A 24,477-nucleotide genomic window follows, 5' to 3' on the forward strand; every position below is an offset into this window, starting at 1 on the left:
ATCCGCGAAGGCGGCCGCACCGTCGGCGCCGGTGTTGTTTCCAAGATCACCGAGTAAAACGCCGCCCGGGCACAAGCCCGACCGCTGCGAGAATAAAGAAAGGCCGCTCCGAAACGGGGCGGCCTTTTTTGTTTTCCAAACTTGTCATGGCAGGATATGATTTTGCGCGCGTAAAATTTTGTGTAAGCTATGCGAAAGGAGGAGAGGATTTCGCGTGGCTAACGACAAGATCAAGAATATGGAGGAGTTTGCGGCCCTGAGCGGCATCTCCAGACCGACAGTATCAAAATACTTCAATGATCCCGAAAGCGTGCGCCCCAAGACACGGGCACGTATCGAGGAGGCTTTGCAGGAACACGACTACCGTCCCAATATGTATGCGGTGAACCAGAACCGGAAGCTGACCAAGAACATCGGCATCGTGGTCCCGTCGCTGGTCGATCCCTACTTTGCCGAAATTGCCAGAAACCTAGAGCGGCGCTGCATTGACGCGGGCTACCGTCCCACATTGTTCAGCGCGCATGGCGAAACCCATCACGAGGTCGATGTTTTGATGACCTTAAGGTCGATCAAACCATCAGGTGTTCTTTTGGCACCATTGGGGCGGGCGACAGATCGCGCGGTTCTGGAAAAATTCTGCGACGACGTGCCGACATTGATCTTTGACAGCAGCGTCGAGCAGTTCGGATTGGCCTTTGTCGGCTCTGACAACAACCAGTTCACGACACATATCACAGACTACCTGTGCCGGACGGGCGAGCCTCCGTGCTTTTACGAGATGAAGACACCGGCCAACCCCAATGCGCACCGTCGCCGCCAGGCTTACATCGAAGCGATGGAAAGTTTCGGCCTCACGCCGCATGTCATTTCAATCGACGGCGAGGGGTGGGAGTTTGAAGAAATCAGTCGTCTCGGGGGTCATAAGGCGCTGGAAGAGGGGGCCTTTCCGACCAATACGGTGCTGTGCAGCAATGACCGTCTCGCAATCGGTTTGCTGACTGCTTGCTATGAGCGTGGGGTCAAAGTGGGCCGACAGCCAGATGCGGTGATTCGTGTAGCTGGACAGGACGGGCATCCGTATTCCCGGTTCACATGCCCGCCGCTCACCACGATTTCCCATGACTATGATGCAGTGTCAAAGACGGCAGCGAACGCGCTTTTCGACGCCATCGAGGGACAGGTAGAGCCTTGGAAAAGCACACGAATAGAGGGGAAGCTGATCCTGCGGGATAGCGCCTGATATATAAAACTTTTACGCGCGTAAATTTTCGGTTGACGCCGCGTTACCCTATGTCTTAGCGTTCCTCCATCGCATCCAATAGGGAGGAACACCGGATGTCCTTGAAGAGCACACTTCGTGCCGCGACAGCTCTGTCGCTCATCACGGCTGGTAGCGCATTTGCTGACGGCCACTCTGCGACCATCACAATCGCGACTGTGAACAACGGCGATATGATCCGTATGCAGGGTTATACAGACCAATTTACCGAAGAGACCGGCATCGCCGTTGAGTGGGTGACGCTTGAGGAAAACGTCCTGCGCCAGCGTGTGACAACCGATATCACCACAAACGGTGGTCAGTTCGACATTATGACAATCGGCATGTACGAAGCCCCGATCTGGGGCAGCAACGACTGGCTGGTGCCCCTCGATGATCTGTCAGCGGAGTATGATGTTGATGATATTCTGCCTGCAATGCGCGCAGGCCTGTCATACAATGGCACACTCTATGCAGCACCATTCTACGGCGAAAGCTCGATGGTCATGTATCGGACTGATCTGATGGAAGAAGCTGGTCTTGAGATGCCAGCAGCGCCAACTTGGCAGTTCATCCGCGAAGCGGCTGCCGCAATGGATGATCCTGAAAACGACATCAATGGTATCTGCCTGCGCGGCAAGGCCGGTTGGGGTGAGGGCGGCGCTTTCATCACTGTGACGGGTAACTCTTTCGGCGCACGCTGGTTTGACGAAGACTGGAATGCGCAGTTCGATCAGCCTGAGTGGGCTGAGGCACTGAACTTCTACGTCAACCTGATGAACGACTACGGTCCAGAGGGTTACGCCACAAACGGCTTTAACGAAAACCTGTCGCTGTTCAATCAGGGCAAGTGCGGCATGTGGATCGACGCCACTGTGGCGGCTTCCTTCGTGACAGGCGACGACTCGACCGTGGCTGACTCGGTTGGCTTCGCACTGGCGCCGAATTCTGAAGGTGTAGACAAACGTGCAAACTGGCTCTGGGCCTGGGCGCTGGCGATCCCTGCCGGTACACAGCAGGCTGATGAAGCCAAGCAGTTCATCGAGTGGGCCACATCCAAGGACTACATCGAATTGGTCGCTGAAAACGAAGGTTGGGCCAACGTTCCACCGGGCGCACGGACATCGCTTTATGAGACACCTGAGTATCAGGCCGTTCCATTCGCACAGATGACGCTGGACAGCATCAACGCAGCCGACCCGAACAATCCAACGGTTGATCCGGTGCCATACACAGGCATCCAGTTTGCCGCCATCCCCGAGTGGGCTGGCATGGCAACCGAAGTCAGCCAGGAATTCTCGGCCGCCTATGCAGGTCAGCAGACCGTTGAAGAAGCGCTTGCCAATGCACAAGCCATCGCAAACGAGACGATGGAAGCTGCAGGCTACCGCTAATTGCGGATACCTCCCGGGGAGGGGGCGGCTTGCTGCCGCCCCTGACCGTCCGGAGCCTCAATTCTTGATAGAATTGGTACCGACAAGCGCATTTGCGCGACAATAGGATCATGTCCCATGGCCACCAAAGCATCCCGTTCCGCCGCCCGCATCATGATGGCGCCTGCAGTTGTTCTGCTTCTTGGCTGGATGTTGGTGCCATTGATCATGACCCTCTACTTTTCGTTCAAGCGTTACCTGCCGCTGCGCGGTGACAGCCTTGATCGCGGGCTCGATTGGGTCGGGTTCGACAACTACGTCCGGTTTATCTCGTCGAGTTCGTTTTGGCCGAGTGTCCAGACGACGCTAGTGATGGTTGGCGGTGTTCTGATTATCACAGTTGTCTTGGGTATCTTGCTGGCCATGCTGCTGGACCAGCCGTTTTTTGGCCAAGGCGTTGTCCGTATCCTCGTCATTGCACCGTTCTTCGTGATGCCGACCGTGTCCGCGCTTGTGTGGAAAAACATGATGATGGACCCAGTCAACGGTGTCCTTTCACACTTGTGGCGGTTCTTCGGGGCCGAGCCCGTATCGTGGCTTTCCGATGTGCCACTGGGGTCGATCGTGCTTATTGTGTCCTGGCAGTGGTTGCCATTCGCGACATTGATCCTTTTGACCGCCATTCAGTCCCTCGACAGCGAACAGCTTGAGGCGGCAGAGATGGACGGCGCCCCACCGCTGCGCCGCTTCTGGCATATTGTCCTGCCGCACCTCAGCCGCGCCATCACGATCGTCATTCTGATCCAGACGATTTTCCTTCTGTCGATTTTTGCTGAGATCTTCGTCACCACCGGCGGCGCCTTCGGAACACGCACCCTGACCTATCTGATCTTCCAGCGGGTTATTGACAGCCAGAATATCGGTTTGGGCTCTGCGGGCGGTGTCTATGCCATCATCCTTGCCAACATCGTTGCGATCTTCCTGATGCGCATCGTCGGCAAGAACCTCGACAAGTAAGGGAGGCAGACATGGCACGCGCTATCTCACCCCGCCGCAAACTGATCACCACGGCTGCCGCCTGGACGATTGCACTGATCATCTTCTTCCCGATCTTCTGGACGATCCTGACCAGTTTCAAAACCGAAGCGCAGGCCATCAACGATCCGCCACTGTTCTTCAACTTTGACTGGACGCTTGAGAACTACAGCGTCGTGCAGGAGCGGTCCGACTACATGCGGTTCCTGTGGAATTCCGTCATCATTGCAGGCGGATCGACGCTTTTGGGCATTCTCATTGCGGTGCCGGCGGCATGGTCGATGGCATTCGTGCCGTCACGCCGGACCAAGGATATTCTGCTTTGGATGCTGTCGACAAAGATGCTGCCAGCCGTGGGCGTTCTCTACCCGATTTCGCTCCTCTTTGTGGAGTTCAACCTGCTCGACACACGGATCGGTCTTGTGGTTGTCCTGATGCTGATCAATCTGCCGATTATTGTCTGGATGCTTTACACCTACTTCCGGGAAATCCCTGGCGAAATTCTGGAAGCCGCACGCATGGATGGCGCGACGCTGAAAGAAGAAATCCTCTATGTGCTGACACCTATGGCGATCCCCGGCATTGCCTCTACCGTTCTGCTGAACTTCATTCTTGCATGGAACGAGGCCTTCTGGACGCTCAACCTCACCGCAGCCAACGCGGCACCACTGACGGCCTTTATCGCCAGCTATTCCAGCCCCGAAGGCCTGTTCTTCGCGAAACTCTCTGCAGCTTCGACAATGGCGATTGCGCCAATCCTGATCCTCGGCTGGTTCAGCCAGAAACAACTTGTCCGCGGCCTCACGTTTGGCGCCGTAAAGTAAGGAAACCTGACACATGGGACAGATTCAACTCAAGCAAGTCACCAAGTCCTTTGGCGATGTTCAGGTCATTCCACCGCTGGACCTGACCATTCAGGACGGTGAGTTCACCGTCTTCGTTGGCCCATCGGGTTGCGGCAAGTCCACCCTGTTGCGCCTGATTGCGGGACTTGAGGATATCACGACCGGCACGATCGAGATTGATGGCAAGGACGCGACCGATGTAGTGCCTGCAAAGCGCGGCCTTGCGATGGTGTTTCAGTCATATGCGCTCTATCCGCATATGAGTGTGCGCAAAAACATCGCGTTTCCACTGCGCATGGCCAAGATGGATCAGGCCGAGATTGACAAGCGCGTTGAGGCGGCTGCCAGTGTCCTGAACCTGACGGACTACCTTGATCGCCGTCCGGGGCAACTATCGGGCGGTCAGCGCCAGCGGGTCGCGATTGGTCGCGCCATCGTGCGGGAACCTGCGGCCTTTCTTTTTGACGAGCCGCTGTCAAACCTAGACGCTGCCTTGCGCGTTGGAATGCGACTGGAGATCTCCGAACTTCACGAGCGGCTGAAGACCACAATGATCTACGTCACCCATGATCAGGTCGAAGCTATGACGATGGCCGACAAGATCGTCGTGCTTCAGGCCGGTGTGATCGAACAGGTCGGTTCGCCCCTCGAACTCTATCGCACGCCACGCAATCTGTTTGTTGCTGGCTTCATCGGTTCGCCCAAGATGAACTTTATCGAAGGGGAAGAAGCGGCCAAGCATAACACCACCACTATCGGCATTCGCCCTGAGCATATCGACGTGGTGGAAGCGAACGGCCAGTGGCAAGGGACAGTGGGCGTCGCAGAACACTTGGGGTCTGACACCTTTTTCCATATCCATAACACGGGTCTTGCAGAGACATTGACCGTCCGCGCGATCGGTGACGTCAGCTTGCGACACGGGGATACGATCCACCTCAATCCCCGTATCGAAGAAATTCACCGCTTTGACGCCGCAGGCTTGCGGATCGCCTGATGCGTCTGGACGGTAAAACGGCGCTGATTACCGGTTCCGCACGCGGGATCGGTCTGGCTTTTGCCAAGGCCTATGTGGCCGAGGGGGCAAAGGTCGTGATCGCCGATATCAATGAGGCCGCAGCACAGGCTGCTGCTGCCGAGATCGGGGAGAACGCCCTTTCGGTCGCATTGGATGTGGCGGATCAAGCAAGTATCGATGCTGGCATCGCAAAGGCGGCAAATCATTTCGGTCAGATTGATATTCTCATCAATAACGCTGCAATCTTCACCGCAGCGCCAGTCGTCGAAATTACCGAAAGCGATTACGCGCGCGTCTTCGATATCAACGTCAAGGGCACACTCTTTACGATGCAATCCGTCGCGCGCCACATGATCGAGCGCGGCATCAAGGGCAAGATCATCAACATGGCTTCTCAGGCGGGCCGCCGTGGTGAGGCATTGGTTGCCGTCTATTGCGCATCAAAAGCGGCTGTCATCAGCCTGACCCAATCGGCTGGTTTGAACCTGATCAAGCACGGGATCAACGTGAACGCGATCGCCCCCGGCGTCGTGGACGGAGAGCATTGGGACGGTGTTGACGCGTTTTTTGCAAAACATGAAGGCAAGGCACCCGGGCAGAAAAAGAAAGAAGTCGGCGCGGCCGTTCCCTTCGGACGGATGGGAACGGCCGACGACCTTACAGGGATGGCGATCTTTCTGGCTTCGTCTGAAGCCGATTACATTGTCGCGCAGACCTATAATGTCGATGGCGGCAACTGGATGAGCTGATGAAGGATAACGACGAACGGGGAGGGCAGATGAAACTCAGCAATGAAAACCTCCAGAATTTGCCAGCGCATGTCATCAAGCCGCTTTATGACCGGAGCACGCTTGAGGCAGGAATTGTTCATATCGGCTTGGGCAATTTTCACCGTGCGCACCAGGCGTGGTATCTTCACCGGCTCATGCAGGATGGCCTTGCCCACGATTGGGCGATCATCGGCGCAGGTGTCAGAGCAACTGATGCAGTCATGCGTGACCGTCTGCTTGCTCAGGACTGTCTGACAACGCTTGTCGCCTTGGACCCCGCCAGCGAGACGGTTGAGGTGTCGGGGCCAATGATCGATTTCCTGCCGGTCGAGGATAGAAACGGACCTTTGATCTTTGCGATGTCGGACCCGAAAATCCGCATCGTCGCCCTGACAGTCACTGAAGGTGGCTATTACCGCGATGCTAACGGGGCGCTTGATACAGCGCATCCCGACATTCAGCACGATGCCGCAAACCCTGATCAACCGCGGACAGCTTTCGGGGCCATGGTGGCCGCCTATCGCAACAGACGCAATGCAGGCGTTGGGCCTTTCACCGGCCAATGCTGTGATAACCTGCAACACAACGGGGACGTCTTGCGTGCCACTGTTATCGGCTTGGCGCGTCTCTCCGACCCTGAACTTGCAGACTGGATCGCCACCCATGCGACGTTCCCCAATGCGATGGTCGACTGCATCGTCCCTGCGACCGGTCCCAGTGAGCTTGCCTATGTCAGAGAGCTTGGGATTGAGGACGCAGCACCCGTAACCCATGAAAACTATCGCCAGTGGGTGATCGAGGACAGCTTCTGCGCGGGTCGCCCGCCATGGGAAAAGGTTGGCGCCACCATCACTGACGATGTTCACCTTTATGAAGCGATGAAGATCCGCATGCTGAACGCCGGTCATCAGGTGCTGGCCAATGCAGGCGAGCTTCTTGATCTGCCAACGATCGCGTCATGCATGGCAGATGCTGATGTTGCCGCCTTCTTTCACAAGGTTGAAGCAACCGAGATCGCCCCGCAGGTCGCACCAGTGCCAGAGATGATACCAGCCGCCTATCTGGAACTGATTTCGGCGCGATTTGCCAATCCCAAAATACATGACACGACGCGGCGCGTTGCTTTTGACGGGTCATCGCGGCACCCTGGGTTCATCTTACCCATTTTGCGCGACGCGCTATCCGCGGGAGGTGATTTCAGTGGGCTTGCCTTGACTGAGGCACTATGGGCCAAGATGTGCGCAGGAACGCGCGAGAATGGCACGGAAATCCTCGCGAATGATCCAAACTGGGGCAATCTCAACGCCACTGCGCTTGCGGCAAAGGATGATCCGCAACTCTGGCTGGATCAAAAAGCTATTTACGGCTCTCTGGGGCAAGACGAAGCGTTTGCCGAGATGTTCGCGCACTGGCTCGGGCGATTGTGGGTAGATGGATGCAGGCCAACGCTGCGTACCTACGTGGCGTAGCACCGAAAGCCGGAACAATGAGGCGCTTTCGGTGAAAACCTACCTCAGCTGCAATCCGGCAATGGCCGATATAGCCTCTGAGTAACTTTCCAAAAAGTCGCGACCGCCCTCGGCATGAGCAAGTGTCGGGAAAACGACGTTTTCCAGACCCATGTCAGCAGCCGTATCCATGGCTTCTGCAGGTGGAGCGGCTTCCCAAAAGAGCACCTGCGCACCGGTCTGTGCGACCAGATCGGCGAGTGCAGTCCAGTCTGCCTCCGTTGGCATTGCGCCAGCCTCCCATTCAAGGGAGGTGATCGAAAGGTCATAGCGCCGCGCAAGGTATTGGTATCGTGGATGGGTCGCGATGATTGCAGTGTCCTCAAGATTGACCATCGAGGTCTCGGCAAGCGCGTCCAATGCCTCGAGGTCGGTCCGCAAAGCGGAAAGCTGGGTGCCCACATCAATGTCCACAGCAAGCCCGCGTGCCGTGATAGCCTCAGCTACAGATTCGGCCTGTGCGATTGCGAGCGTCGGATCCAGCCAGAGATATGCGGCGAGCCCTTCGTGGGAGTGTTCGCCACCATCGCCATGGCTGTGGGTGATGCTTTCGGTGACGATAAACTGATCTTCCAAACCTGCGCTGGTGTTCACCGTCTTCGCGCGCGGCAGTGAGACACGGTCAACCCATGTCGAAAAGCCGGCCCCATTGAGTAAGATCAGGTCTGAAGACTGGATCGCGCTGATATCTTCAATCGAAGGCCGCCAGAACGAGGGGTCAACGCCCTCTGGCACAGGGAAGACAACGTCTGCCGCATCATCCAAAAGCCGTTCGGCCATATACTGCAATGGGTAGTTCGCCGTGACAACGCGCGGTTTGTCTTGCGCATGGGCGAATGTCGCTGAAATCGCGATAACAAGTGTTGAGAGCAGTCTCACGGCGAAGGTCATCTAGCTGTTACACCCTGTGGCAATGTCGTCTGGCGTGACGATCCAGTAATTGTCGTGGCTTCCGGTATCGACCTCAATCAACAGACCAGTGGCGTGGTCTACACTTTCCAGAGGCAGGCTGACCGTCCCGTCGGTGTTGATCGGCAGCGTGGTCAACAGGCTGTTTTGACCATCAAACACGCGAACCTCCGCCTCCTGCACGGCGTTCCCGTTGGAAAACTTTGCTTCCACTGTGACAGCCTCGCAATCTACCGAAGCAAAAACGATCAACTGGTGTGCAGACGCCCCCATCGGTGCGACTGCCAGACCCGTGGCGAGTGCAAGTTTGCGGATCACTGGCCTGTCCATTCTTCGAAATGGACCCAGATCACAGCACCAAGCTCGACCGCCTTGTCCTCACCGTCTTGCGGCAACGTGTAGTCAGCCGTGTTCAGGGCGGCAAAGCCCCACCAGCCGTCAGAAGGCGGCGCGTAGGTGAAAACACCATCTGCATCAGCTTTCACGGTTTGGGTGATCATCAGTTCGTCGGGGACTGTGGCGCTGCCGTCCTCATTGAAGAATTCCACCTCGACTTCCGCATAAGGGACTGGCTCGCCGTCCATTTTGACGATGCCCTGAAAGACGTTGTGTTCCCAAAGGCCGAAGGGCTTGGACAGAGGCACAATCTCGGTCTTAAGACCAAGTTCGGTATCCCATCCTTCGTCATCACCGTAGGCGGTCAGATAGGTCTTGGTGTAATGGATGATAAAGGCATCTTCGGCGGGTTCCCAATAGGGCTGTGGCTCCATCGCAAAGATGTAAGTCCCTGGACGGTCAATCGGGAAGTCCAATGTGTAGCCTTGTTCGTCCATGACGGTCGCGTCATTCAGATCGCCGAGCAAGTCCGTCGTTTCGCCTTCGTGGGTCACACTGAAAGATACAGGACGATCAAGCGTCATACCCGCCAGTTCAAACGGATGAGAAAATGACATGGTCAAAGACACGCTGCGCCCATCTTCTTGGCTGATCATGGGATCGCTGGGAATGATCATACCATAGTGGGCAAGGGCTGGTGTCGTTGTGCAAAGCAGCCCTGCAAGCGATGCAGTGATGAAATGACGTTTCATAATATCTCCTCTTGATTATGCGCCGAGGGACAGCAACCAGCCCACCCAGCTTTCAGCATTTTGTGCGACAAGCGATGCGCCGATTGCCGCGATAATTATTGAAATCGAAAGTAATGTGATTGTCTCTGCCGACAACAGTCGCAACACCATGCCCTTGCGCGCGCCGAGTTTCACGGCCGTCGCGATTTCGCGTGCGCGCAACCGGTAGCTCAGGAAAACGGCAAGGCCGATGGCGGCGAATGCGGCAATCGCAATGATCGTTGTCACTGCATCCAAGAGCGATTTGATCCGGAAGATCCGGTCAACCAGTCCTTGGATGACCCCTGCAGGTTCGATCAATTGCACAGGGTTTTCGCCATCAAGATATCGCCCCTTAAGGATGGTCGCAGCGCGTGTGTCATTTGGGACGACGATAACCGCAGAGGTCGGGAAGTCATCCTGACTGCCGTGGAAGTGAAACGTATCGATATTCTCTGGTGTGATCCGTTGGTACTGGACAACTGCGGCATTCGCGACAGCCTCGCTGCCTGCGGCAATTTCTGCTACGGTGACAACATCCTCATGGCCGTGACCGATGCCCTGAATGACCCAAGCGGTCTTTATATCAACAAAAATTGCCTGATCGTCTGGGGTATTCGTCGCGGCAAGAACGCCGACAATCGGCATTTCGAGCGGATAGACGCCGTCTAGGTCGAACAGGTTTTCAGGAGAGGAGACCAGAGTGTCTCCGACACCCTTTCCAAGTGTTGCAGCGACATCTGCCCCGATCACCGCGTCACCCAAGACCGACAGCCCCCGTCCGTATGCTATTTGCAGATTGCGAAAATCGAAATAGTCCAGTGTTGTGCCGACGATCCTGAACCCGCTTGAGGCGAATGCCGTGTGCACGGGGATCGGGATGCCAAGCCCGCTGTCCCAGACGGATTCAACCGCCTCCATTGTGACCGGATCGGGTTTCTCGTCGGAAAAATAAAGCGCCGCCATCGTCAGGTCGAGCTGTGAGCCACGGCTGCCGAGCAGGAGCGGTGTGGCGTCGCCACGCGCGAGCAGCGACCTTTCACTTGTCGAAAGCAGGATCTGCGTCGCGACCGGAACAAAAAGAATAAGAGCCGCAACCAATGTCAGGATCAGGCTACGCGCCCAATGATACCGCAAATAGGCAAAGGCGAGGTAAAGCGCGTTCATCAACCGACACCTTCGTGAAACTGTGCAAAGTCCAATACGCGTTCAAATCGCGGCAGCAGCTCGTGGTCATGGGTGACGGCCAAAACGGCGGCACCGGCCTCTGCTGCCTGCGCGAATAACAGATCAAGGATGCGCTCTTTGCTTGCCGGATCAAGGTTGCCGGTGGCTTCGTCTGACAGGATCAACTTGGGTTGCGTCACAAGCGCCCGACAAATGGCAACACGCTGCTGTTCACCTTGGCTCAGCGCCGTGGGGTGCCGGTCAAGCTTGTCACCGATCCCGCAGGCCACCGCCAAGGCCTCGGCCCTGTCACGGGCGGCGGCATCAAGTTTCAGCGCAGGTGTGATCCGGTAAGGGTAGAGGATATTTTGCCGAGCCGAGAGATAATCGAGCAACGCAAAATCCTGAAACACAAATCCAATCGTGCTGGCACGAAAGCGCCGCCTTTCGGCATCGCTTAGTTCCGCGACGTTGACACCGTCAACATCGATCAGACCGCTTTCAGGCGAGAGTATTCCGGCAATGAGATTGAGCAATGTGGTCTTGCCGCTGCCGCTTGGGCCGACAATGGCCACGCGCTCATCTTCATCAAGCGTGAATTCTGGAAAACGCAGGCGAAAACCAGTGCCGCTATACCCGAATTTCAGGTTTTCAAGTCGGACCATCACTCGTCCTGCGGGGCAAGAAAGGTTTCACCAGCCGCGTCTCTATTGACTTCACGCAGGGTAAAGTCGGTGATCCGCCAGGACCCCTCGACAGGGGCGACAGAAAGATCGGCACTATAGGTATTCCCGCGCACATGCAGGTGTTCAGCGTGGCCGACCGTTCCGATCACCTGCCATGACGCGTCTATGGCAAGAGTGCCGCCATCACGGACGACCCGTGTATTCAGCAGCTTGATTTCATGTATGGTTTGATCGGCCTCATCCAGTCCGCCATCAGCCATAGCGCCAACGCGTTCAAGGTAGAGATATTCGAGCGCGTCACCGTGCGTCACTGTCGCGAGAGTATCGTAGATCGCGTCTTCCTCCGTAAGGCCAAAGGCGTCGTATACCTCAAGCAACAGCGCAGGTGTCAGGCGCCAGAATTCGCCGCGCGCTTCTTCGATGGTCATAGGGTCGAGACCGGGCGCGGCGAATTTTTCAGTTTCCGAAACGCGATTGTCTGATGGCATCAAAAAGACAACGGCAACAACAGCCAGAACAACGAACGCAAGTCCGGAAAGAATGAGATTGCGGGTCATAGGGTCCGTCGTCGGCCTCGGTTGGTCGGGATTTCGCTAACCTCTTATAGTCAGTGATGGACTGCAAGAGGCGCGAGGGTGTTTCGCACTAGCCCTGACTTTTTCTTACGTAAACCAAAGCCATGGAATCCTTCAGCGTGATAGGACCACCGCCGTAGTCCGGACCGATGGAAGGTGTGCGCAACGCGAGTTCCCAACCTGTGCCTTTGATCCCTTCGACAGGCAGGACCAGCGGATCGACTTCCATCGTCGGTTTGCCTTCCATGTGGCAGACGGTGAAGACCTGTTCACCATCAGGGCCATGCCGCAAAGAGGTGAACACTGTTCGGCCATCGATTGGTTGCAGGTAATCAAAGCGATCTTTCGGGCCATAGTTTTGACGCAGCCACGGCCGGGCACGGCGGAAGTTGCGCAATTGCAGGCAGAACGCAGCCTGATCGGCATCAAGCGACGAAAGCGAATGCGAGACATTGCAGTAGTCGTGCATGTCATCCATCCAGGCGCGCGCAATTTCCTTGAGCGTTGCAACCGAGAATTCAGGCCCAGCAATCGGCGGTTCCGATGCGTTCAGGAGCCGCGCAATTTCTTCGAGGTCATATTCGGTGACTTCGACAAGCGCCGGAAGGAATTCGAAGAAACGGGCTAGTTCCTCACGGGTCTGAAATCCGAGTTCTTTCAAGCGTGTGAAACTGCCGGGAATCGAATAGCTATACTCATCCACCTGCCATTTGAGGCTGATCGCCTCTTCAGCGACAACTTTCACCCCATAGCGGTCATCCTGATTGCGGATAAAGCCCCATGAGGCGCGGGCCATCGCGTTTAGAAAATCCATCGGGACGCCAGGCATGGCAGCATAGGTCAGGACGTGGACGGCTGGATTGTCATAGGCCTTATCCAGAATCTCCATGCGGGTGCGGCCAAGCCGTGTGTTCACGTTAAGTTTGGGGCTGACCTGTGTGCCGCGCCGGAGGGTGTCATGGTTCGAGGTGCCTGAAATCCAGTTCTCGCCGACATCGACCATCTCGCGGATACGCCAGAATTTGGACAGCCAGAATGTGTAAAGAAATGGCGTGTTGTGTGCGAACGTCAGCGGTCCCCATTGGAAAACATCGTCGTCACGCTGCATTTCGATGACAGACCGATAGGTTGAGGACAGTTCCCAGTCTTCCTCCGGCCAAGGGCGTCCGTCTTCGAAGATGAACCAGGGTCTATAGCTGGTGCCGCCGACCTCCTGAACGATATCGGCCATGGATTGCAGGTAGTCATCGTCATGGCGCAACTGCTGTGAGGCAGCATCCCACCACTTGAAGTCCTGCGCGCCGTCGACACGGACCCCGTCAGCGCCGAAATTGACTTTGCGCCGCTGCATCTCAAGCAGGATCGCGCGAACAGTGGGGTTTTGATAGGCGAGGTTCTGGCCGTACATATTGGGCCCGGCAAAATAATGACCATTCAGAGCCTGAAGCCCCTGATTGTCGGAGTGACCGAACACCACATCAAAGATCAGTTGTTTTGGCTTGGACGGGAAGTTGTGCAGGGTCGCGGCCAGATCAACAAGCTCATCCGGGCGGCCGGTTTCAAGCAAAACCGGATTCACAGTCGCCATGCCTGAAATGACGACGTCATAGCCCCAGTTGGTTGTATCGGGGCGAAGCAGATCGACGGAAAGCACGTCGTCGTCGCCGGTCGTTTCCTGCCAGAAGGCCGGGCCTGTTTCATAAACCGTTGTCGGCTCGACTGGCAGAAGCTGCACAGCGTCATAGCCCAGAAAGAGTCGGTCGGCTGGCTCAAGCGGTAGATCACGCTCTACCCTCTCGGCAAGCCGTTGGTAGTGTCGCGTCAGGCTTGCCAAGGTACCGCCTGCGGTCGCGGTTGGCACATGGATCTGCAGAATGTTGGTCGGCGGCCCGAATTTGTGTGGCTCGGTGCCTTCAAACGCGGAAAAGTAATCGAGGTCGGCACGGGCAGCCTGCATTGCAGACACATCGTAAAGTTCAGCAGGGGCCATGGCGCCAAAAGGCAAAGACGCGGCAAGAGGATCCAGAATGCGGTGCCACTGATCTTCAGAGTCGCGCCACGTGATTGCGTAGAAATCGCCAACTGCATCGCGACTGCCCGCGCGCAGCCCTTTGACGGCGGTAAAGCAATAGGCTTCCTGACGCACAACAGGCAGATAGGCGCGTTCAAAACTGACATTCTGATGCGATCTGGTCAGATCAATCGGCCCGACCGGGCGGAGAACCTCCAGAAAGATGTCACTGGTCGGGACACGCGCATCAAGCAGTTCAGGTGCCCAGAAGCCGAAGATGGCAATGTCGTCTTCGACGCGGCCACCCAATCGGCGCACGATTTCACGATCTGCCTCAAACGTACTTTCGGCATGGGTCAGGGTGTCTCCGGCCGCGTCGGCCTCTGCCTGCGCTGCGCTTTCGATGAATTCAATCGTTTCACTCAGTGTCATGTCTCGTGCTCTTGTCAGTTGGTCACGTATAGATGTCTGTTGTTCAGCTTTTACTATCATGGATCAGCACCACCGTGGAAAGTGGTGGCAGATAAACCTCGGCTTGCGCAGCTTGTCCCTGATAAGGCTCCGCGCGGGCCAGCACGCCTTTGGCATTGCTCCGTCCGCCGCCGCCATAGGCCTTGGCGTCGGTATTCAGCGCCTCGCGCCAGCGCCCCGCAACGGGCAGTCCAAGCCGATAGGCGCTGCGTTCCACAGGGGTGAAATTGCAGACTGTGACGACGTTCGGATCATCAGGCCCGCCGCGTCTGATCCATGTATAAACAGACCGGTCAGCATCGTCAGCTTCGATCCACTGAAAGCCGTTCGGATCAGAGTCACCGACATGGAGCGCAGGGGTTTCACGATATAGCTTGTTAAGATCGCGGACGAGAGATTGCACACCAAGGTGTCGCGCATCCTTCAGTGCGGCCCAATCAAGCTCGCCTGCGTGGTTCCACTCGCTCGCTTGTGCAAAGTCCTGACCCATGAAAAGCAGTTTCTTGCCTGGCTGGGACCACATGAAGCCATAGTAGGCGCGCAAATTTGCAAAGCGCGCATCATCATCGCCAGGCATCTTCCCAAGCATTGCGCCTTTACCGTGCACAACTTCGTCATGGCTGATGGGAAGGACAAAGTTCTCGCTAAAGGCATAGGTAATGCCGAACGTCATTTGATGATGGTGATGACGACGATGGATCGGATGCTTTTTCATGTATTCCAGGGTGTCGTTCATCCACCCCATGTTCCACTTGTATCCAAAGCCAAGTCCACCGTCTGACACTGGTCGCGATACCCCGGGATACGCTGTGCTTTCCTCGGCCACAGTCATAATGCCTGGATTGTCGCTGTAGGTGGCGCTGTTCATTTCGCGCAACATGGCAATGGCCTCATAGTTTTCGCGACCACCGTCTTTATTTGGAATCCACTCCCCATCTTTTCGCGAATAGTCACGGTAAAGCATGGACGCCACAGCATCGACCCGCAAACCATCGAGGTGATATTCCTCAAGCCAGTAACGGGCATTGGCGACAAGAAAGTTTTTCACCTCTGGCCGACCGTAGTTGTAGATCAGTGTATTCCAGTCCTGATGAAACCCTTCGCGCGGGTCAGCATGTTCGTAAAGGGCTGTGCCATCAAACTTGCCGAGCCCGTGGGGGTCGGTCGGGAAATGGCCGGGAACCCAGTCAAGGATGACACCAAGCCCTTTTCGATGAGCGGCATCAATCAAATCGCGGAATTCGTGCGGCGGGCCGTGCCTGACAGTCGGTGCGTAAAGCCCCACAGGTTGATAGCCCCAAGAGCCGTCAAAGGGATATTCGCTGACCGGCATCAGCTCGATATGGGTAAAGCCCATATCAGCGACATAGGACACGAGTTCCTCCGCAGCTTCGCGGTATGATATTGGCCGTCCGCCGTTCTTGCGTCGCCACGAACCAAGATGGACTTCGTAGATTGAAATGGGTGCAGTGCGTGCGTTCTTTTGCTGCCTTTCAGCCATCCACGCGTCATCGCGCCAGCCATAGCCACGAATGTCGCGCACGACTGAGGCATTTTTCGGCGCGTGCTCTGACCCGAAACCGACAGGGTCAGCTTTCAGCGGCTGCAGGCGGCCATCAGCACCCAGAATTTCGAATTTGTAGGCTTCGCCTTCTTCGATGCCCGGCAGGAAAATCTCCCAGATGCCGGGGCCGGCAAGACGCCTCATCGGATGGCGGCGACCATCCCAGTTGTTGAAGCCGCCCACGACAGAGACGCGCTGAGCATTCGGAGCCCAGACAGCAAAATGGACACCGTTGACGTCCTGATGCGTGATGCAATTTGCGCCCAGAACTTCCCAGAGGCGTCCGTGGGTCCCTTCGCCGATCAGGTGTTGGTCCAATTCACCGATAACGGGGTCAAAGCGATAGGGGTCGTCAAACTCCCAGTGCTGACCATTCCGAAAGACTGCACGGAGGCGATAATCAGCCCCGTCGCTGATGGTCCCGCTGAAGAAACCGTTCGCGTCTTTGACCGGAGCAAGCTGCGTTTCGCGGCCTTTGCGTTCAAGAACAGTGATCTCAGTCGCGTCTGGCTGAAAGACGGTCAGGCGACATGTGTCATTAATTGTTTTTTGGGGGCCAAGTATTGCGAAAGGATCAGCACAGGTCCCTTCAGCAATTTCTTTATATGCGTCGGCTTCGGCGTGCCTGACATCGCGCGTGTTATCGATAGGCATCCATTGGAGTTAATCTTGCGCTTGGTCAATTCAACGGTGGTCGGCCCAATTTTCCCAATGAGAAAGTAAGGTCACGGTTGCAGAAGCTCGACCATGTTTCCTGGTCCAAGCGCGATTTTCAGAATGTAGGAAGAATGGCGGACTGGGGAGGATTCGAACCCCCGACCCCTTGATTCGTAGTCAAGTACTCTATCCAACTGAGCTACCAATCCGCGTATCGGGGGATTTAGCGATGCTTGGCTGGCGATGCAAGGGCGAATTGGGATTCTTTGGCAAAGAACTCCGACCTAAAGCGCGATGTCGTCTTTCGGCAATTGCACCATGAAAACAGTCCCTGTTTCGTCGGTTCTTTGCAGCTCAAGCCGCCCCCCGTGTCCGCGGACGAGATCGGCGGCAATCACCAGACCAAGCCCCGACCCTCCCTTACGTGCGCCACCCTGAAACGGCTGAAACAGATATTCTTGTGCCTTTTTCGGCAGCCCCGGACCGGTGTCTGTGATGGTCAGGCGCCAGCTTTGATCGTCTTCGGTGGCCTGAATGCAAATCTCGCCGGGTTTTCCTGTAGCCATGATGGCCTGCCGCGCATTGCGCACAAGGTTGAAGATGACGCGGTAAAGCTGCTCGCCGTCGGCGCGCATTGTCATGGATGCAGGAATATCCTCAGAGAAGGAGATTTCGTCGTCACCCGCCGCGAGCCGTTCGCTGTCGATGACTTCGGCGACAATCTTGGCGATGTTCACGCGCGTCAGCGATGGAGCCGGTTCGTCGACCCGTCCGAATGCCAGCGTCGTTTCGCAAAGGTTGACGGCCCGCGTGATGGAGTTGACCAGCTTTGGTGCCATCCTCTTGACCAATGGATCATCTGAGGACTCAATCCGGTCGGTGAAAAGCTGCGCCGATGTCAGGATATTCCGAAGGTCATGGCTGACTTTGGCGACAGCGCCGCCAAGCTGTGCCAGACGCTCCTTTTGCTTGAGCGCGCCGGTCAGCTGGGTCTGCATCATCTGCAAGGACTCTTCGGCGTCGCGTAGTTCACGGACGCTGGCGGTCGGTGTGATGATCTGCCTGGCGTCCTCTGGCGAGCGGGCATAGGCCTGCATGTGTGTGACAACACCTTTGATCGGGCGGACCAGCAGGATCTGGACCGCCACAAACAACAGGCTTGCCGTAATGATCGAAATGGCCGCAGACAGCAGCAGGATATTCCACCCATACGCCAAAAGAGCATGCCGCAACGGCATCTCATCCATGGTGACCTCGATCAGCAGTCCGCCTTCCCGCACTGGATCACCGATCACTCGGATAATCCGGTTCTCGTTGAGAAAGAGCGTTCTGAGGGCATCCATAATCAACGTCGCACCGCTGGGATCGCGCAAATCATAGGTTTCGGCGATGGGTGAGGGCAGTGGCGAGGAAAGGGCAAGTTGCCTGACCTGATCGCGTCTGAGCACGACGTTGTAGACTTCGGCATTGCGCAGAAGTTCGGACTCAAGCGCGGGCGAAATCATATCGTCGGCTTCCAAAGCCAGCGACGCAATCTGAGCCCGCTCTAGGCGCGCAAGCAGGTAGTCCTCACGAAACCGCGCGACAGAAGGAACAAAGATAAAAATCTCTGCCAACATCACGAAGATGATCGTGAGGATAAGAAAGCGACCTGAAAGTGAGTTGGTCATTGTCCCTCGCGCTAAGGACTTAGGGCAACCAGCGCTGCACCAGTCCTACAACCCGTTTTACGGTTGGGTTGTCAAAAAGTCTTGGACTAAAGTAAGCGCCGGCTGCGCGTTTGTTAACCTCACTCACGGTCGGGTAGGGCACAACGGTGTTGGCGATGGCTGACATCTTCATCTTGTTGGCGATTGCCATCGCCCACATGCTGATCAACTCTCCTGCCATATGGCCTGCAATCGACGCCCCCACCGGCTTGCCCTTCACGACCATCACCTTGATCAGCCCCTTAGTTTTGCGTTCTGCAATCAGACGATCATTGTGGTGAAATTCGAAGCGCACGACCTCGACGGCCGATCCATGCTTTTTCTTTGCCTGAGCTTCGGTCAGACCGACCTGCGCCAGTTCGGGATCGGTGTAAGTTGCCCACGGGATATGGTCTGTGCGCTGCTTTGACGGAAGGCCAAACAGCATTGAGCGGATCAAGACGCCTGCATGATAGCCTGCCACATGAGTAAACTGCAGGCCTCCGGCCACGTCGCCAGCGGCATAGACTTTTTTGTTGGTCACCGACCGCAAGTCAGATCCAACCTTGAGGCCAGAGCGGTCGTAAGCCACGCCACCTGTTTCAAGATCGAGCTTGTCGACATTCACCTTGCGCCCGACAGCAATAAGCAAATGCGACCCCGTGAATTCACCTTTTGGCGTATGCACCGTGACTTCGCCGTCTTTGCCGCTGATCTTTTCCGCTTGGGCCTCTTCTACAATATCGATGCCCTCAGACTTGAGGTTGTCGAGCACGATTGCCGCCATCTCCGGGTCATCTTTACCGAAGGCTTTGGCACCTTCGATCACGGTGACCTCACATCCCAAACGGCGGTGCGCCTGTGCCATCTCCATGCCGATTGGCCCGCCCCCGATGATGATCAAGTGCTTTGGGCGTTCGCGTAGATCAAATATGTTCTCGTTGGTGTAGTGGGGTACGCCGTCCAGCCCGGGAATGGGCGGAACGAACGGCCCTGAGCCTGTCGCCACAACAAAGCGGCGTGCTTCAATGACTGTATCGCCTGCCTGCACCTCGGTCCTGGAGATGAAGCGACCGTATTTCGATATGACATGCACGCCCAGACCTTCGAAGCGTTCGACGCTATCAACCGGGGCAATCTGAGCGATCACATCGTGCACATGATCCTTGGCTGCGGCGTAATCGATTGTCGGGGACACATTGCCGACCCCGTAAACCGCTCCGTGGTTCATCGCGTGCGCCTGTTTGGCACTGGCAATCAGTGCTTTGGAAGGAACACAGCCATAGTTCAGGCAATCGCCGCCCATCTTGTGCCCTTCCAGAAGGACCACTTTGGCCCCCATCTGGACCGCGCCTGCCGCGATGGACAAACCACCGGAGCCGCCACCTATGACACAGATATCAGTTTTTATGCGGTTCATAATTCAGAGACCTTTCTTGCCACGAATGGCCTTGAGGAGAATGGGAAGCGCCGCCAGAACGCAAAGTCCGATGATTGGGAAAATGATCTGGGGCTCGAAAATAATGCCAAGGTTCGGGGTCTCACCGCGGGCAAAGACTTCGCCCAGACCTGCGCCGACGGATGTGTAGACGACGGTCCCGGGGATAATGCCGATGAAAGTCGAGACCACAAAGCGGTAGAGCGGCACTTCAAGAAACGAGGGGATCAGGTTGGCCAGAAAAAATGGCACCGCTGGCACCAGCCGGATCAGAAACAGCATCGACCACTGGTTTTCATCAATTCCGTCTTTGATCTTTTTGACGGTCCCGTCAGAGCCTTCCAGTTTTTTGCCAAGGCTTTCACCGAACCCCCAGCGCGCGGCCAGAAAGATCGCTGTGGCACCGATTGTCGCACCGAGCACGTTGAAAAGCGCGCCGGGGAAGGTCGCAAAAAGAAACCCGCCAGTCAGCGTTGCGATGGTGGCGCCAGGCAGGGAAAAAGCAACAATCACAACGTAAGCTGCGATAAAGACAAGGACAGTGACAAGATAGTTGTCATCCCGGAACCCGATCAGCGCCTCGCGGTTCTCCGCCAAGGCCTCAAATGTGAGGTAGTCACGAAGAAAGAAAGCCCCAAGCAGGGCCACGATCCCGATGATGATGAGAGGGAGCTTCTTGAGGATTGGGTTTCGCGGGGCGTCGGTCATATCAGTCATTTCTCGGTCCAATAGGGTCTCTTGCGTTGCAGGATAGATGGACCCAACACTGCTTTCGCGATAGCCACATCACAGCGCATTGATACAAAGCCGCCCAGATGTTTCAGTTTGGCGGGTTTCGGATGTGATGATTGAAACATTTGGGAGCGATGAAATCTTCCATTGTTGCATTTTCGGCGCTGTCGGTGCGTTGACACGCGGCAATGCCCCCTCTAAAGGACGGGTCTGAATTGTCATTTGGCTTCGAATCCCTGTTCAGGCGGGTTTGGCCTATCAACCGGAGAGCTTGCTATGAAGCGCACGTTCCAACCATCAAATCGCGTTCGTAAGAACCGTCACGGATTCCGCGCCCGTATGGCGACGAAGTCCGGCCGCAAGATCATCAACGCACGCCGCGCTAAAGGCCGTGCAAAGTTGAGCGCGTAAGCGCCCGCTTCTTGTTGACTGCTATGGAACCGCCGGTGGCGCCAGAGAACGGCCCGCCGGCGGTTTCTTTATGCGTGCTGACCAAGCGCGCAGACTTCGTTCGCGCCAGCCATGCGCGCCGTTTCGGGACGCAAGGCTTCAACCTGCAAGCCCGTAAACGGGCCGAAGGCGAGGCAAGCGGCATTCGCGTCGGTTTCACTTGTTCCAAGAAGGTCGGTAATGCCGTTGCCCGCAACCGCGCCAAACGCCGCCTGCGCGCAATCGCGCGCGAGATTTTGCCTCAATCGGGTCGCGACGGCTGGGATTACGTTCTTGTAGGTCGCAAAGAGACGACTGCATCCCTACCTTTTGATCAGCTGCTGGCCGATCTGCGCCGGGCGTTGCAAAAGGTCCACTGATGACTCCATTTGCCTATATCGTGTCTTTGCCGGTGCGCGCCTACCGTGTCGTGCTCTCCCCATGGATCGGAATGAGTTGCCGCTACCAGCCGACCTGTTCGGCCTATTCGCTTGAGGCATTGGAGAAACATGGTGCGATCAAAGGCACCTACCTGAGCGTGCGGCGGATCATGCGGTGCCATCCTTGGGGCGGATCGGGAATCGATAACGTCCCGGATTAGGTAGGTCATTTGCTTTTTGCAGCGAACGGCGAGTCTGAGCCCAGAGTTTCCAATGCTGCAGGATGCATTAAGGTCCTTTCTTGGGAAGATGTGGAAAATCACCAGCAGAAATATAGAGCTCTTCTTCGGGGGTCGAGTGTCGCGAAAGAATGTCATTGCGATGAGGGTGCCTCCCGTACGTTGCAATGATCTTTTTGACCTTTAGATGTTGCGCCCGAAGGCGTGGACCACTTTCGCAAAGTTGATCTGGCAGCTTTCTAATGACCAGTTCGACAGTATCATCCAGCATACGCATCCGCGCTAGGTGTTCCGGCCCCTCACAATGTGCAATCGCAATGTAAAAGAACATCATTTCCCACGGCTGGAGACATGCAAAGTGCCCGTTTGCCATGCCTTCCAAAGCAAGTCGTGCGGCCTTGATGTCTTGCGCATATGCTGCGGGCGTGTCGCGCCACAAAGAGCGCGGGAACTGATCCAAAGCAATTATCAGGGCGAGCCGCCCGCGGGGTGTTTCGGCCCAGTGATCGAGTTGGCCGGATGCTGCCGCTTGGGTGAGGTCGGCGAACTTTGAAATGATCGCATCGTCCATCCCGCCTTGCATACGCTCTGACCAAAACGCTGCATATGTCTCGGGCGCGTTTTGATGACCGGTGTCAGGAAACCAGAAATCGAGAACGTCAGTTGGTAAGAAACTCATGGGAGATGCATCCTTTGTCATCCCAGATATTCAGAATTGCTGGGGATACTGGGACATCATTGCCATGAGACCGAGGTCGCTTTGAATGGCCTCAGGGTTTTGGGCCAACAATTCGCGCAGAAAAGCGCGTTCAGCATACGCAATTTCATGTTCTGGCGTGGCGTCTGTGGCGGGGTTGGCGACAGCCCCACCGAACATCGACTTCAGAGTGGGGAGTTTGAAAGCTGGGAATGTAAGTGTCATTGGTCAGTCCTCTCATTGGCGTTGAATTGAGCCTAAGGACGCATGAATTTTGCTGGTATCCGCGTTGACGTTGTGCTGTTCTACAAAAATGAAGAGCGTTTTTCAGAACCTTTCAGATGTGCGGGTTTTCCTTGCAGTAATGCGAGCCGGTTCCACCTTGGCGGCATCCAAGACGCTCGGGATGGCACAGCCCACTGTGGCAAGACGCATTGAAGCACTGGAACACGTGCTTAAGCTGGTTCTGTTTGATCGGAACACGCAAGGTTTTACACCTACGCAAGACGCATTGATGCTTTTGCCAAGCGCCGAAGCAGTTGAGAAAGCGGCCAAAGAATTGGATGCGACGGCGGCCCGATTGGCGTCTTCCCAATCCCGAACCATTCGGATTACTGCAGTGACGGACGCATTCAATCCTCACCTGTCGGCAATCTTAAAAGGCTTTGTCGAAAGCTACGGAAGTGTGAATTTCGAATTGATCCCAAGTGACGAGGCCATCGACATATCGGCAGGAGATGTCGACATCGCACTTAGATGGACAAATAAGGAAATCGAGGATCCATCGTTGATTTGCCGGAATTTGGCCACCATTTCGCATTCGTTGTTTGCGTCGAAGTCTTATACAGCCAAATCTGATCTACCGCACTCAGTATCAGAAATGGATGGATATAAGTATCTGGTTTTTGGTGGAAATCTGGCCGTCCATCCGGTCAATAAGTGGCTGCTGCAGCGCATCAACCCGGATCAGATTGCGATGACTTGCCAAGACTTTAAGGCAATGAAAACCGCCATTCAAATGGGGGCCGGTATTGGCGTTCTCCCGACACGGTTCATGAAGAGCGACGACACGCTCGTCCACTGTATTGAGTTGCCCGACGACTTGGGATCGACGGTATGGCTGTTGGTGAATCCGTCCGCCTACCGCCGACCTGAGGTGAAGGCGTTCACAGCATATCTTGCGCCGCGATACAGTGCGCATTTGCGAAAGAACTAGGGGGTAAATCCCCTAAAGCAGACTTACGTGCATAGACTATCAACGGCAGCTTCGTCCCGCAAAACTGCCACTTTCAAAGTATGTCCCGCTCAGTTCACAACTTCTCAAACGAGATCGTCACTGTTCCGATATCGAACCCATACCGCTTCACGTAGGCGAGGTTCAGTAGACGGTCGTCGGCCAAGAGCCACATCCAGTCGTCAAATCTGACGCGCATAGTCTCGGTCTCACCGTCAGAGCTTGGGATCGGCAGATCGATTTCGTAAACCCAGTTGAAGCGGTCGCCATCCTCAATACCACTTGCCGTTCCGATCACACCGGGGGCGGTGCCTGACCAGCTGTCCTCGCCGGTTTTGACCAGCGTCCAGATGCGCTGTTCGGTCGAGCCGTCCTCATAAACAAAATCTTCGACAAGGCGCAGCCGCTCGCCGTCCCAGTCCCCCGTGATATCGACGACAAAATTACGGCGCACGGTGCCCAAGACATCCTGAAACTGGCCATAGGCGACGAGTTCACCGTCGAAGAATTCTTCCAGATTGAGTTTGCGATCTGAAAGGACGGGGTCCTCAAGCGAAGGTTTGCCCGTACAGGCAGCAACGAACATCAGGGCAGCGGCGAGGATGAGGCGCATCGTTTTCTCCGGTCTTTTCCTTTGATACGCCGCGACGACATGATTGGATGCCTCTAGGCAGGCGTGTTTGGTTC

25 protein-coding genes and 1 tRNA gene are annotated in these 24,477 nt (G+C 56.0%); 11 read left to right on the forward strand and 15 right to left on the reverse strand.

Features of this window, described 5'->3' with window-relative positions:
- Window positions 1-214 precede the first annotated feature (214 nt).
- From BM316_RS13145 to BM316_RS13175, 7 genes are all read left to right on the forward strand, one after another.
- Window positions 215-1,240, forward strand: coding sequence for a LacI family DNA-binding transcriptional regulator (locus BM316_RS13145; protein ID WP_207493706.1), 1,026 nt, complete (start codon window positions 215-217; stop codon window positions 1,238-1,240).
- 95 nt (window positions 1,241-1,335) lie between these two features.
- Complete coding sequence (locus tag BM316_RS13150; RefSeq protein ID WP_090209538.1) at window positions 1,336-2,652, forward strand: ABC transporter substrate-binding protein; 1,317 nt, start codon at window positions 1,336-1,338, stop codon at window positions 2,650-2,652.
- Between the two features lie 117 nt (window positions 2,653-2,769).
- Window positions 2,770-3,648 (forward strand): carbohydrate ABC transporter permease, encoded by an 879-nt coding sequence (locus tag BM316_RS13155; RefSeq protein ID WP_090209542.1) that lies wholly within the window; start codon window positions 2,770-2,772, stop codon window positions 3,646-3,648.
- Between the two features lie 11 nt (window positions 3,649-3,659).
- Complete coding sequence (locus tag BM316_RS13160; protein WP_090209545.1) at window positions 3,660-4,490, forward strand: carbohydrate ABC transporter permease; 831 nt, start codon at window positions 3,660-3,662, stop codon at window positions 4,488-4,490.
- 13 nt (window positions 4,491-4,503) lie between these two features.
- Window positions 4,504-5,508 carry an ABC transporter ATP-binding protein gene (locus tag BM316_RS13165; protein WP_090209547.1) on the forward strand — a complete coding sequence of 335 codons (1,005 nt, stop codon included), beginning with the start codon at window positions 4,504-4,506 and terminating at the stop codon, window positions 5,506-5,508.
- On the forward strand, window positions 5,505-6,278 hold the full coding sequence (locus tag BM316_RS13170; RefSeq protein ID WP_090209550.1) for an L-iditol 2-dehydrogenase: 774 nt from the start codon (window positions 5,505-5,507) through the stop codon (window positions 6,276-6,278). The genes BM316_RS13165 and BM316_RS13170 overlap by 4 nt, the downstream gene beginning before the upstream one ends.
- Window positions 6,278-7,768, forward strand: coding sequence for a mannitol dehydrogenase family protein (locus tag BM316_RS13175; protein ID WP_242649904.1), 1,491 nt, complete (start codon window positions 6,278-6,280; stop codon window positions 7,766-7,768). Before BM316_RS13170 ends, BM316_RS13175 begins: the two co-directional genes overlap by 1 nt.
- 39 nt (window positions 7,769-7,807) lie before the next feature.
- Here BM316_RS13175 and BM316_RS13180 read toward each other — a convergent pair whose 3' ends face one another.
- From BM316_RS13180 to BM316_RS13235, 12 genes are all read right to left on the reverse strand, one after another.
- Window positions 7,808-8,686 carry a metal ABC transporter substrate-binding protein gene (locus BM316_RS13180; protein WP_165606596.1) on the reverse strand — a complete coding sequence of 293 codons (879 nt, stop codon included), beginning with the start codon at window positions 8,684-8,686 and terminating at the stop codon, window positions 7,808-7,810.
- 12 nt (window positions 8,687-8,698) lie between these two features.
- Window positions 8,699-9,034 (reverse strand): hypothetical protein, encoded by a 336-nt coding sequence (locus BM316_RS13185; RefSeq protein WP_131802592.1) that lies wholly within the window; start codon window positions 9,032-9,034, stop codon window positions 8,699-8,701.
- Window positions 9,031-9,804 carry a DUF4198 domain-containing protein gene (locus tag BM316_RS13190; RefSeq protein WP_090209561.1) on the reverse strand — a complete coding sequence of 258 codons (774 nt, stop codon included), beginning with the start codon at window positions 9,802-9,804 and terminating at the stop codon, window positions 9,031-9,033. The genes BM316_RS13185 and BM316_RS13190 overlap by 4 nt, the downstream gene beginning before the upstream one ends.
- A gap of 15 nt (window positions 9,805-9,819) precedes the next feature.
- On the reverse strand, window positions 9,820-10,989 hold the full coding sequence (locus tag BM316_RS13195; RefSeq protein WP_090209564.1) for an ABC transporter permease: 1,170 nt from the start codon (window positions 10,987-10,989) through the stop codon (window positions 9,820-9,822).
- Complete coding sequence (locus tag BM316_RS13200; protein WP_090209568.1) at window positions 10,989-11,654, reverse strand: ABC transporter ATP-binding protein; 666 nt, start codon at window positions 11,652-11,654, stop codon at window positions 10,989-10,991. Before BM316_RS13200 ends, BM316_RS13195 begins: the two co-directional genes overlap by 1 nt.
- Window positions 11,654-12,232: a hypothetical protein gene (locus BM316_RS13205; protein WP_090209571.1), complete on the reverse strand. Its 579-nt coding sequence runs from the start codon at window positions 12,230-12,232 to the stop codon at window positions 11,654-11,656. Before BM316_RS13205 ends, BM316_RS13200 begins: the two co-directional genes overlap by 1 nt.
- 88 nt (window positions 12,233-12,320) lie before the next feature.
- Complete coding sequence (gghA, locus tag BM316_RS13210; protein ID WP_090209573.1) at window positions 12,321-14,693, reverse strand: glucosylglycerol hydrolase; 2,373 nt, start codon at window positions 14,691-14,693, stop codon at window positions 12,321-12,323.
- Between the two features lie 43 nt (window positions 14,694-14,736).
- Window positions 14,737-16,950, reverse strand: coding sequence for a 1,4-alpha-glucan branching protein GlgB (glgB, locus tag BM316_RS13215; protein WP_090209576.1), 2,214 nt, complete (start codon window positions 16,948-16,950; stop codon window positions 14,737-14,739).
- Between the two features lie 135 nt (window positions 16,951-17,085).
- A tRNA-Arg gene (locus BM316_RS13220) sits at window positions 17,086-17,162 on the reverse strand.
- A gap of 75 nt (window positions 17,163-17,237) precedes the next feature.
- Window positions 17,238-18,623, reverse strand: coding sequence for a sensor histidine kinase (locus BM316_RS13225; protein ID WP_090209579.1), 1,386 nt, complete (start codon window positions 18,621-18,623; stop codon window positions 17,238-17,240).
- Between the two features lie 19 nt (window positions 18,624-18,642).
- The gene (locus tag BM316_RS13230; RefSeq protein WP_090209582.1) at window positions 18,643-20,061 is read right to left on the reverse strand and encodes a dihydrolipoyl dehydrogenase family protein; all 1,419 of its coding nucleotides are present in this window, start codon (window positions 20,059-20,061) and stop codon (window positions 18,643-18,645) included.
- 3 nt (window positions 20,062-20,064) lie between these two features.
- On the reverse strand, window positions 20,065-20,796 hold the full coding sequence (locus BM316_RS13235; RefSeq protein ID WP_090209585.1) for a TVP38/TMEM64 family protein: 732 nt from the start codon (window positions 20,794-20,796) through the stop codon (window positions 20,065-20,067).
- Between the two features lie 291 nt (window positions 20,797-21,087).
- Here BM316_RS13235 and rpmH point away from each other — a divergent pair, with 291 nt between their 5' ends.
- Genes rpmH through yidD form a run of 3 tightly spaced genes read left to right on the forward strand, consistent with a single transcriptional unit; the run spans window position 21,088 to window position 21,841 of the window.
- Window positions 21,088-21,222, forward strand: a complete 135-nt coding sequence (gene rpmH, locus BM316_RS13240; RefSeq protein ID WP_090209587.1) for a 50S ribosomal protein L34 — start codon at window positions 21,088-21,090, stop codon at window positions 21,220-21,222.
- A 23-nt stretch (window positions 21,223-21,245) separates the two neighbouring features.
- Window positions 21,246-21,620: a ribonuclease P protein component gene (gene rnpA / locus BM316_RS13245; protein WP_090209590.1), complete on the forward strand. Its 375-nt coding sequence runs from the start codon at window positions 21,246-21,248 to the stop codon at window positions 21,618-21,620.
- Window positions 21,620-21,841, forward strand: coding sequence for a membrane protein insertion efficiency factor YidD (gene yidD / locus BM316_RS13250; RefSeq protein WP_090209593.1), 222 nt, complete (start codon window positions 21,620-21,622; stop codon window positions 21,839-21,841). Before rnpA ends, yidD begins: the two co-directional genes overlap by 1 nt.
- Before the next feature lie 67 nt (window positions 21,842-21,908).
- Here yidD and BM316_RS13255 read toward each other — a convergent pair whose 3' ends face one another.
- The gene (locus BM316_RS13255; RefSeq protein ID WP_090209596.1) at window positions 21,909-22,538 is read right to left on the reverse strand and encodes a DUF924 family protein; all 630 of its coding nucleotides are present in this window, start codon (window positions 22,536-22,538) and stop codon (window positions 21,909-21,911) included.
- Between the two features lie 30 nt (window positions 22,539-22,568).
- Complete coding sequence (locus tag BM316_RS16610) at window positions 22,569-22,781, reverse strand: hypothetical protein (protein WP_131802593.1); 213 nt, start codon at window positions 22,779-22,781, stop codon at window positions 22,569-22,571.
- An 88-nt stretch (window positions 22,782-22,869) separates the two neighbouring features.
- Between BM316_RS16610 and BM316_RS13260 the strand changes: the two genes are divergently transcribed.
- Window positions 22,870-23,772: a LysR family transcriptional regulator gene (locus BM316_RS13260; RefSeq protein WP_090209599.1), complete on the forward strand. Its 903-nt coding sequence runs from the start codon at window positions 22,870-22,872 to the stop codon at window positions 23,770-23,772.
- Between the two features lie 94 nt (window positions 23,773-23,866).
- Here the strand turns inward: BM316_RS13260 and BM316_RS13265 are convergent, their stop codons facing one another.
- Entirely contained in the window at window positions 23,867-24,403 is a 537-nt protein-coding gene (locus BM316_RS13265) for a DUF3833 family protein (RefSeq protein ID WP_090209602.1), read from the reverse strand.
- Window positions 24,404-24,477 lie beyond the last annotated feature (74 nt).

Source organism: Yoonia litorea (genome assembly GCF_900114675.1).
GTDB lineage: Bacteria > Pseudomonadota > Alphaproteobacteria > Rhodobacterales > Rhodobacteraceae > Yoonia > Yoonia litorea.